The organism is Sphaerotilus uruguayifluvii (genome assembly GCF_013294065.1).
In the GTDB taxonomy this organism is placed as follows: domain Bacteria; phylum Pseudomonadota; class Gammaproteobacteria; order Burkholderiales; family Burkholderiaceae_C; genus Sphaerotilus; species Sphaerotilus uruguayifluvii.
Genome location: NZ_JABSNM010000036.1, coordinates 2,734 through 14,918, shown reverse-complemented (window position 1 = coordinate 14,918; position 12,185 = coordinate 2,734). Strand labels below are relative to the sequence as shown.

Sequence of the window (12,185 nt, the reverse complement as noted above, 5' to 3'; positions counted from 1 at the left end):
AGATCGAGCAGATGCGCACCAGCGACGGCCAGACCCTGCTCGCCGCCGATGTCGACGCCCTGGTCAACGCCATGGCCGCCTTCTCCGCTCCGGCCGCCGGGCAGACCTCCCTGCCCCAGAACCTGCTGACCGCACTCGCCCCGGTCATCGCCGCCGCCTGGAACTGAACGGATCTCTTTCCCCCGCGGTCAGCAATGGCCGCGGGGATGAGAGCCGGGAAGTTTTCATATCGGCAACAATGCCCCGGCCCGATTCTCCTTTGCAAAGAAACTTGAGCCCCCTCCCCCACGACCAAGGGGGTCGGCAAAAGCTCAGGCCGCGACGAATCACGCAAAATCGTCGGTACGGGAAAAGACAGACCACCTGAATGGCGGATTCTCCGGGCAGCGATCCATTTTCATTCCATCCTGCCGCCCTTCATGAAAAATATATCCATCGCTCCATGATTTTCATGGCCTGGCGAGGGTCCGGTTCGCCTTTTCCCGCAAATCATATTCACTCGGGGAAATTCGATGGCGACCACGATCAACGGCACCAATGGAAACGACAATCTCGATGGCACGGGTTCGGCCGACAGCATTCTCGGATTCCAGGGCAACGACACGCTGCGCGGCAACGAGGGCAACGACACGCTCGACGGCGGTCTGGGCAACGACCTGCTGAACGGGGGTTCCGGCAACAACACCTACCTGTTCGGCCGCGGCGACGGACGCGACACGATCGGCAGCAACTGGGATCCGACACCGGGACGCATGAACACCGTTCAGCTGCGCAGCGGCATCGTGGCGGCAGACCTGTCGGTGCGCCGTGTCGGCAATGCGCTGGTGCTGACGATCGAGGGCACGTCGGACCGGCTGACGATCGAAGACTTCTTCTGGGACGATCGCACCGACAACGAGTACAGCGCCGCGCAGCAGCTTCGCTTCGCCGACGGCAGCATCTGGAGCCAGGCGCAGCTGACCACGCTGGCGATGGGTTCCACCGCCGAGGCCGATGCGCTGACCGGCCTGCGCGGCGACGACACGCTGTCGGGCGGCATCGGCAACGACACGCTCGAAGGGCGCGGCGGCCATGACCTGCTGCTGGGCGGCGCGCAGGACGATGCGCTCTTCGGCGGTGAAGGCAACGACACGCTCGACGGCGGCAGCGGCAACGACTTCCTGCAGGGCGGCAGCGGCAGCAACGTCTTCCGCTTCGGCCGCGGCAGCGGCCAGGACACCATCAACAACGACTGGGACAGCAGTGCCGACAAGCTCGGCACGCTCGAGTTCGCCAGCGGCATCGCGGCCTCGGACATCGCCGTCTGGCGCGACGGCAGCGCCCTGGTGCTGAAGATCCAGAACACGCCCGACCAGGTCCGGATCAGCGACTTCTTCTGGAACGACTCGCCGTCGAACGGCTACAACGGCGTGCAGCAGGTGCGCTTCGCCGACGGCACGATCTGGGACGTGGCCGCGCTGAACCAGCGCGCGCTGGTGCTGGGCAGCGGCAACGACTTCGGCCGCGGTCTGGCGGGCGACGAGTCGATCAGCGGCCTGGCCGGCAACGACACGCTCTACGGCGGCCTGGGCAACGACACGCTCGACGGCGGCAGCGGCAACGACGTGCTGGTCGGCGACGACGGCGACGATCTGCTGCTCGGCGGCAGCGGCGACGACTCGCTGTACGGCAGTAACGGCAACGACACGCTCGACGGCGGCAGCGGCAACGACGTGCTGCAGGGCGACTGGAACAGCAATGTCTATCGCTTCGGTCGCGGTGACGGCCAGGACTGGATCAATACCGGCTGGTACACCGGCGGCACCCTCGCGTTCAAGGACGGCATCGCCCCGTCCGACGTCCAGATGCAGGTCGTCGACGGCCGCCTGGTGCTCAGCCTGATCGGCAGCACCGACCGCGTGACCGTCGACGGCTTCCTGTGGGGTGACGACCCTGCCAACGGCTACAACCCGATCGCTCAGGTCACCTTCAGCGATGGCACGATCTGGGACCGGGACACGCTCACCGCGATGGCGCGCGTCGGCACGCCCCAGGCCGATTCGCTGCATGGCTCGAACGCGGCCGACACGCTGGCCGGCGGCGGCGGCAATGACACCCTCTGGGGCGCAGGCGGCGATGACCTGCTCGAGGGCCAGGACGGACAGGACCTGCTGCTCGGCGGCGATGGCAACGACACGCTGCAGGGGGGCAGCGGCAACGACACGCTCCACGGACACGCAGGCAGCAACGTGCTGCTGGGGGGCGATGGCGACGACCAGCTGATCCAGGAGGGGGGACAAGCCTCGACGCTGGAAGGCGGCGCCGGCAACGACACGCTGTATTTGAGTTCCAGCCTGGACAACGTGATCCGCTTCGGTATAAGCGATGGCCATGACGTCATCGGTGGCTGGTTCACGAACAGCACTCTGGAATTCAAGGCCGGCATCGCGCCGTCGGACGTGCAGCTGCGGCGCCGCGACAGCGATCTGATCCTGACCCTGGCCGGCAGTGGCGACAGTGTCCAGATCAACGGTTTCTACAGCTGGGAAGACCCGCAGAACAACCCGTGGAACACGGTGCGGCAGGTCCGCTTCGCCGACGGCACCACCTGGGACGTCGCGACCCTTCTGGCTCAGCCGATGGTCGGCTCGGCGGCGTCGGAAACGATCACCGGCGTGCCGGGCAGCGACACCATCCATGCCGGTGACGGCAACGACACCGTCTACGGCAACGATGGCGACGACCTTGTCGTCGGCGAGGCCGGCGACGACGTGCTCTACGGCTGGAACGGCAACGACACGCTCGATGGCGGCGCCGGCAACGACACGCTGCGCGGCGAAGGCGGCAACAACACCTACCGCTTCGGCCGGGGCGACGGCCAGGACATCATCAACGGCTACGGCGACAGCAGCGCGGCGGGCTTCAACACGCTGGAAATGAAGCCGGGCGTGCGGCCGGACGAGCTGAAGCTGAGCCGCGCCGGCGACCAGCTGCTGGTGGCCATCGGCGGCGGCAGCGACCAGATCACCATCAACGCGTTCTTCGCCTGGAACGATCCGGGAAACAGCGTGCGGCCCGGGTGGTGGAACCCCAACCCGGTGCAGCAGATCGTCTTCGCCGACGGCACGATCTGGGCCCTGGACGAGATCGTGAACCGGGCGCTGCAGGGCAGCGCCGCCACGGAAGCCATCGTCGGCACGGTGGGCGACAACGCCATCAGCGGCCTGGCGGGCAACGACTCGCTCTGGGGCAACGAGGGTCAGGACACCCTGGAGGGCGGCAGCGGCAACGACTCGCTGTGGGGAGAGAACGGCAACGACAGCCTGTCGGGCGGCAGCGGCAACGACTCGCTGTGGGGGGAGAACGGCAACGACAGCCTGTCGGGCGGCAGCGGCAATGACCAGCTCGACGGCGGAGAAGGCGACGACACGCTCGACGGTGGCGCCGGCAACGACACGATCTATGGAAGCGGCGGCAACGATCTCTACCTGTTCGGCCGAGGCGACGGCCACGACCGAATCACGTCGGACTGGTGGAACAGAACTTCAGGCCAGAACACGCTGCGCTTCAAGGAAGGCATCAGCGCCGCCGACGTGATCGCGCGGCGCAACGGCAACGAACTGGTGCTGTACCTTGCCGACAGCTCGGACCAGCTGACCGTCGAGAACTTCTTCTGGAGCGAGGATACGGGCAACGACCACAACCCGCTGCAGCGCATCGAGTTCGCCGACGGCACGGTCTGGGACAGCCCTGAGGCCATCCAGCGCCAGAGCGTGCTCGGCATTGTGGCCGCGGACGGACTGATCGGCATGCACACGCTGGCCGACACGATCAGCGGCGCCGCCGGCGACGACTGGCTCAACGGCCTGGGCGGAAACGACCAGATCGACGGCGGCAGCGGCAACGACACGCTGATCGGCGAGGCCGGCAGCGACACGCTGATCGGCGGCGACGGCAATGACAGCCTGGATGCCGGCTCCAACGGCGACAGCAACCTGCTGCAGGGCGGCAGCGGCAACGACACGCTGATCGGCGACTGGGGCAACGACACCCTCGACGGCGGCAGCGGCGACGACCATCTGGCCGGCAACTGGGGCGACGATGTCTACACCTTCGGCCGAGGCGACGGCATCGACTGGCTGGCTTCCGCCTACGACCCGCGCAGCGACAAGAATGGCGTGCTGCGGCTCGGCCCCGGCATCACGACCAGCGATCTGACGCTGCTGTGGCAGGAAGGCAACACGCTGGTCGTCATGATCAACGGCACCGCCGACAAGCTGCGCATCCAGGACTTCTTCTGGAGCGGCACGCCGGACAACCCCTACAACGAGATCCGCCGCTTCGAGTTCGCCGACGGCACGGTCTGGAACCTGTCGGACATCAGCGCGCAGGTGACAGGCATGAACCGGGGCATCAGCAACTACGGCTCGCCCGCCGCGGACACGATCACCGGCACCGACCTGAACGACACGCTCACGGGCGACGACAGCGATGACCTGCTCGAGGCCGGGCTGGGCGAGGACACGCTCTCCGGCGACAACGGCAACGACACGCTGCGCGGCGGCGGCGCAGGCGATGTGCTGAACGGCGGTGCAGGCAACGACCTGCTCGAAGGGGGCGATCACCGTGATGCCCTGTTCGGCGATGCCGGCGACGACACGCTCGACGGCGGCGCCAACGACGACTGGCTCAACGGGGGCGCCGGCAACGACACCTACCGCTTCGGCCGCGGCGGCGGCCAGGACACCCTCGACTCCAGCTGGGACGACAGTGCCGGCCGGATGGACGTGCTGCAGCTGCAGGGCGTCACGCCCGCCGACATCATGGTGCAGCGCCTCGGCAGCACGCTGCGGCTGAGCATCGCCGGCACCGAGGACCGCCTGTACATCAACAACTTCTTCTGGGCCGACGATCCCGGCAATGTCTGGAATCCGCTGCAGCGCGTCGAGTTCGCCGACGGCACGGTCTGGAACCTAGCCGATCTGGTGCAGCGCGCGATGACCGGCACGGCGACCTTCGAGACGATGGTCGGCACGACAGGCAGCGACACGATCGATGCCGGCCATGCCCCGGACCGGCTGTTCGGCCGCGATGGCGCCGACCTGCTGTTCGGTGGCGGCGGCAATGACATGCTCGAAGGCGAAGCCGGCGACGACACGCTCGACGGCGGTGCCGGCGACGACCTGCTCCAGGGGGGCACCGGCAACAACACCTACCTGTTCGGCCGCGGCGACGGCCAGGACTGGCTCGACAGCGGTCATGACGGCAACCCCGGCAAGCTCAACACCCTCCAGTTCAAGGCGGGCATCAGCCTGACCGACCTGGCCGCCTGGCGCGACGGCAACACGCTGGGGCTGGCGATCCGCGACACGTCGGACGGCATCGGCATCGCCAACTTCTTCTACGACAACAGCACCACCAATCCGTACAACGGCCTGCAGCGGCTGCGCTTCGCCGACGGCACCGAGCTCGGTCTGGCGCAGATCGCCGCACTGGTGCTGACGCCGACCGACGGCAACGACAGCCTGATCGCCGTCGACGGCGCACTCAGCATCGACGGGGGGGCAGGCCAGGACACGCTGGTCGGCAGCGCGCAGAACGACCGGCTCGGCGGCGGCGGCGGCAACGATCTGGCCTACGGCAACGACGGCAGCGACACCCTGCTGGGCGGCGACGGCCAGGACACGCTCCATGGCCTGAACCAGGATGACCTGCTCGACGGTGGCGCCGGCGACGACACGCTGTACGGTGGCGACGGGGACGACCGCCTGCTCGGCGGTGCCGGCAACGACTGGCTCGAGGACGGCAACGGCAACGACACGCTCGACGGCGGCGCCGGTGATGACAGGCTCACCAGCCATCCCGGCAACGACACCTACCTGTTCGGCCGCGGCGACGGCCAGGACTGGGTCGACTCCAACTACAACCACGATCCGGCGCCCGACAAGCTCAACACGCTGCGCCTGAAGCCCGGCGTCGGCACTGCGGACGTCAGCCTCAGCCTGGTGAGCGACAACTGGTGGGGCGGCAACCGCGGCCTGCGCCTGACGATCAACGACACCGGCGACTCGATCACCTTCCGCGCCTTCCTCGCCGAGGACTCCACCGCCAACGGCTGGAACGCGCTGCAGCAGATCGTCTTCGACGACGGCACCACCTGGGATCTGGCCACGCTGACCCGCATGGCGCTGACCACCGGCGACGGCAACGACTCCATCCGCGCCACGACCGGCAGCGACACGCTCGCCGGGAGCAGCGGCAACGACTCGCTCGACGGCGCGGCCGGCAACGACTCGCTGCAGGGCGGCGACGGCGACGATCGCCTCTACGGCGACAACGGCGACGACCGGCTGCTCGGCGGCGCCGGCAACGACTGGCTCGACGACGGCAACGGCAGCGACACGCTCGACGGCGGTGCCGGCAACGACACGCTGACCAGCCAGGCCGGCAACGACACCTACCTGTTCGGCCGCGGCGACGGCCAGGACTGGGTCGACTCCAACTACAACCACGATCCGGCGCCCGACAAGCTCAACACGCTGCGCCTGAAGCCCGGCGTCGGCACCGCGGACGTCAGCCTCAGCCTGGTGAGCGACAACTGGTGGGGCGGCAACCGCGGCCTGCGCCTGACGATCAACGACACCGGCGACTCGATCACCTTCCGCGCCTTCCTCGCCGAGGACTCCACCGCCAACGGCTGGAACGCGCTGCAGCAGATCGTCTTCGACGACGGCACCACCTGGGACCTGGCCACGCTGACCCGCATGGCGCTGACCACCGGCGACGGCAACGACGTGCTGCGCGCCACGACCGGCAATGACACGCTCGACGGGGGGGGCGGCAACGACTGGCTCGACGGCGTGGGCGGCAACGACATGCTGCAGGGTGGCGCCGGCAACGACTCGCTGTACGGTGGCGACGGCGACGACCGGCTGCTCGGCGGCGCCGGCAACGACTGGCTCGAGGACGGCAATGGCAGCGACACGCTCGACGGCGGTGCCGGCAACGACACGCTGACCAGCCAGGCCGGCAACGACACCTACCTGTTCGGCCGTGGCGACGGCCAGGACTGGGTCGACCCGATCTACAACCACGATCCGGCGTCCGACAAGCTCAACACGCTGCGCCTGAAGCCCGGCGTCGGCACCGCGGACGTCAGCCTCAGCCTGGTGAGCGACAACTGGTGGATCGGCAACCGCGGCCTGCGCCTGACGATCAACGACACCGGCGACTCGATCACCTTCCGCGCCTTCCTCGCCGAGGACTCCACCGCCAACGGCTGGAACGCGCTGCAGCAGATCGTCTTCGACGACGGCACCACCTGGGATCTGGCCACGCTGACCCGCATGGCGCTGACCACCGGCGACGGCAACGACTCCATCCGTGCCACGACCGGCAGCGACACGCTCGCCGGGGGCAGCGGCAACGACTCGCTCGACGGCGCGGCCGGCAGCGACGTGCTGCAGGGCGACGGCGGCAACGACTCGCTGTACGGCGATGACGGCAACGACTCGCTGTCGGGCGGCAACGGCGACGACGGCCTCTACGGCGGCCGGGGCGACGACCTGCTGCAGGGCGGCAACGGCGACGACTGGCTGCAGGACGACGAGGGCGACGACACGCTCGACGGCGGCACCGGCGACGACCAGCTGGTGAGCCATCCCGGCAACGACGTCTACCTTTTCGGCCGCGGCGACGGCCGCGACCGGGTGCATGGCGAATACGCCCATGATCCGGCCTGGAACCGGCTGAACACCCTGATGTTCAAGACCGGCGTCGCGGCGGCGGACGTGACGGTGCGCCGGGTCGACGGAGCCTGGGAGAGCGGCTCGGCGATCGAGTTCTCGATCACCGGCACGTCCGACTCGATCACCTTCAACCTCTTCGATGCCGAGGGCACGCCGGCCAACGGCTGGAATCCGCTGCAGCTGGTGCGCTTCGCCGACGGCACCTCCTGGGACTGGGTGACGCTGCAGGCCATGCTCGAGGCCACGCCGCGCATCGGCACCAGCGCGGCCGATGCGCTGACCGGCACGGACGGCACCGACAGCCTCAACGGCGGCGCCGGCAACGACACGCTGACCGGTGGCGCCGGCGACGACGTGTTCGTGGTCGACAGCAGCGGCGACACGGTCGTCGAGAACGCCGGTGAAGGCACCGACGTGATCCGCTCCTCGGTCACGCTGACGCTGCCTGCCGAGGTGGAGAACCTGGTGCTGACCGGCACGGCCGCCATCAACGCGACCGGCAACACGCTCGACAACCGCCTGTTCGGCAATGCCGCGGCCAACGTGCTCGACGGCGGCGAAGGCGGCGACCTGATGGCCGGCGGCCTGGGCAACGACACCTATGTCGTCGACTCGGCTGGCGATCTGGTGCGCGAGTTCGCCCTCGAGGGCACCGATCTGGTCCGCGCCTCGCTGGACTGGACGCTGTCGGCGCAGGTGGAGAACCTGACGCTGACGGGCACCGAGGCGCTGTCGGGCACCGGCAACGAACTGGCCAACGCGCTCACCGGCAATGGCGGCGACAACCGGCTCGCCGGCCTGGCCGGCAACGACACGCTCGATGGCGGCGCCGGCAGCGACACGCTGGTCGGGGGCACCGGCGACGACACCTATGTCGTCGACGCGGTCGGCGACGTGGTCACCGAGAACATCAACGAGGGCACCGATCTGGTCCAGTCCTCGATCAGCTACACGCTCGGCCGCACGCTCGAGAACCTGCAGCTCACCGGCACGGCCGCGATCGACGGCCTGGGCAACAGCGGCGCCAACCAGCTCGCCGGCAACGCGGCGGCCAACCGCCTGGACGGCGGTGGCGGCGCCGACACGATGTCGGGCGGTGCCGGCGACGACACCTACGTGGTCGACTCGGCCGGCGACGTCATCGTCGAGACCGCCGGTGCCGGCACCGACCAGGTGCTGTCCTCCGTCTCGCACACGCTGGCGGCCAACGTCGAGAACCTGACGCTGACCGATCCGCCGCAGATGCTGCGGGTCTACGGCAACGACTTCGACGGCAACGAGACCACCGCCGGGGCGGTGGTGGCCGGTCATGCCGGCATCTGGACGACCGAGGGCGTGCAGGGCCTGGCCGACCTGGGCTTCGCTGGCAGCTTCCTGCGCAACACCACCAGCGGCAACCCCGCCGGCGTGACGACGCTGACGCTGGACAACCTGCCGGCCCACACCGCGATCGACGTCGGTTTCCTGCTCGCCTTCCTCGACTCCTGGGACGGCATCGAGCATCCGGACTGGCTGCGCATCAGCCTCGACGGCCAGGTGGTGCTGGAGCTGTCGGCCAACAACGCCGGCGGCACCGCCAGGACCGCCGGCACGGCGCTGGGCAACGGCGAGAACCGGGGCTTCTGGGTCTACGGCGACACCGCGTTCGACATGAACAGCGTGACGCAGCTGCAGATCGCGCACACCGGCTCCTCGCTGACGCTGCAGCTCCAGGCCGGCGGCGCCGGCTGGGAAGGTGGCGACAACGAGTCCTGGGGCATCGAGAACCTGACCGTCGACATCGTCCCGGTCCGTGACCTGCCCATCAACGGCACCGGCAACACGCTGGCCAACCGCATCACCGGCAACGCCTCGGCCAACCTGCTCGACGGCGGCGCCGGCAGCGACACGCTGATCGGCGGTGCGGGCGACGACATCTACGTCGTCGACGCGGCCGGCGACGTGGTGACCGAGAGCGCGGGCGGCGGCACCGACCTGATCCGGTCGGCGGTCTCGTACACCGCGTCGGCCAACGTCGAGAACCTGACCCTCACCGGCACCGGCGCGATCAGCGCCACCGGCAACGCCCTGGCCAACGTGCTGACCGGCAACACGGCCGCCAACACGCTCAACGGCGGCGCCGGCAGCGACACGATGGCCGGCGGTGCGGGCAACGACACCTATGTCGTCGACGCGGCCGGCGACGTGATCACCGAGAACGCCAGCGAAGGCACCGACCTGATCCAGGCCAGCGTCTCGTACACCGCGTCGGCCAACGTCGAGAACCTGACGCTCACCGGCACCGGCGCGATCAACGCCACCGGCAACACGCTGGCCAACCTGCTCACCGGCAACACGGCCGCCAACACGCTCAGCGGCGGCGCCGGCAACGACACGCTCGACGGCGGCGCGGGCAACGACACGATGATCGGCGGCAGCGGCAACGACACCTTCGTGGTCGGCTCCAGCGGCGACATGGTGACCGAGAACGCGGGTGAAGGCACCGACCTGATCCAGGCCGGTGTCTCCTACACCGCGTCGGCCAACGTCGAGAACCTGACCCTCACCGGCACCGGCGCGATCAACGCCACCGGCAACGCCCTGGCCAACGTGCTGACCGGCAACTCGGCCGCCAACACGCTCGACGGCGGCGCCGGCAGCGACACGCTGATCGGCGGCGCCGGCGACGACGTCTATGTCGTCGATGCCGCGGGTGACGTGGTCACCGAGAACGCCGGCGAAGGCACCGACCTGATCCTGGCCGGCGTCTCCTATACCGCGTCGGCCAACGTCGAGAACCTGACGCTCACCGGCACCGGTGGAATCAGCGCCACCGGCAACGAGCTGGCCAACGTGCTGACCGGCAACTCGGGCGCCAACACGCTCGACGGCGGCGCCGGCAACGACACGCTGGTCGGCGGCGCCGGCGGCGACGTCTATGTCATCGACGCCGCGGGCGACGTGGTGACGGAGAACGCGGGCGAAGGCACCGACCTGATCCAGGCCGGCGTCTCCTACACCGCCGCGGCCAACGTCGAGAACCTGACGCTCACCGGCACCGGCGCGATCAGCGCCACCGGCAACGAGCTGGCCAACGTGCTGACCGGCAACGCAGCCGCCAACACGCTCGACGGCGGCGCCGGCAACGACACGCTGATCGGCGGCGCGGGCGACGACACCTATGTCGTCGACGCGACCGGCGACGTGGTGACGGAGAACGCCGGTGAAGGCACCGACCTGATCCTGGCGAGCGTCTCCTACACCGCGTCGGCCAGCGTCGAGAACCTGACCCTCACCGGCACGGGCAATCTCGGCCTCACCGGCAACGAGCTGGCCAACGTGCTGACCGGCAACACGGGCGCCAACACGCTCGACGGCGGCACCGGCAGCGACACGCTGATCGGCGGCGCCGGCGATGACACCTACGTCGTCGACGCGGCCGGCGACGTGGTCACCGAGAACGCCGGCGAAGGCACCGACCTGATCCTGGCCGGCGTCTCCTATACCGCGTCGGCCAACGTCGAGAATCTGACCCTCACCGGCAGCACCGCGATCAATGCCACCGGCAACGAGCTGGCCAACGTGCTGACCGGCAACACGGGCGCCAACACGCTCGACGGCGGCGCCGGCAGCGACACGCTGATCGGCGGCGGCGGCGACGACGTCTATGTCGTCGATGCCGCGGGTGACGTGGTCACCGAGAACGCCGGCGAAGGCACCGACCTGATCCAGTCCTCGGTCTCCTACACCGCCGCGGCCAACGTCGAGAACCTGACCCTCACCGGCACCGACGCCCTCAGCGCGGCCGGCAACACGCTCGCCAACGTGCTCACCGGCAACACAGGCGCCAACATGCTCGACGGCGGCTCCGGCAGCGACACGCTGATCGGCGGCGCCGGCGACGACACCTATGTCGTCGACGCGGCCGGCGACGTGGTGACGGAGAACGCCGGCGAAGGCACCGACCTGATCCAGTCCTCGGTCTCCTACACCGCGTCGGCCAACGTCGAGAACCTGACGCTCACCGGCACCGGCGCCCTCAGCGCGACCGGCAACACGCTCGCCAACGTGCTCACCGGCAACACGGGCGCCAACACGCTCGACGGCGGCGCCGGGAACGACACGCTGATCGGCGGCACGGGCGACGACACCTACGTCGTCGACGCGGCCGGCGACGTGGTGACGGAGAACGCCGGCGAAGGCACCGACCTGATCCTGGCCTCGGTCTCGTACACGGCCGCGGCCAACGTCGAGAACCTGACGCTCGCCGGCACCGGCGCGATCAACGCCACCGGCAACGAGCTGGCCAACCTGCTCACCGGCAACACGGGTGCCAACACGCTCGATGGCGGCACGGGCAACGACACGCTGGTCGGCGGCGCAGGCGACGATGTCTATGTCGTCGACGCGACCGGCGACGTGGTGACCGAGAACGCGGGCGAAGGCACCGACCTGATCCGGTCGGCGGTCTCGTACACC

1 protein-coding gene is annotated in these 12,185 nt (G+C 69.2%); it reads left to right on the top strand.

Annotated elements, in window-relative coordinates:
- Positions 1 to 512 precede the first annotated feature (512 nt).
- A partial coding sequence (locus HNQ01_RS21830; protein ID WP_173807631.1) for a calcium-binding protein occupies positions 513 to 12,185 on the top strand: 11,673 nt, incomplete at its 3' end.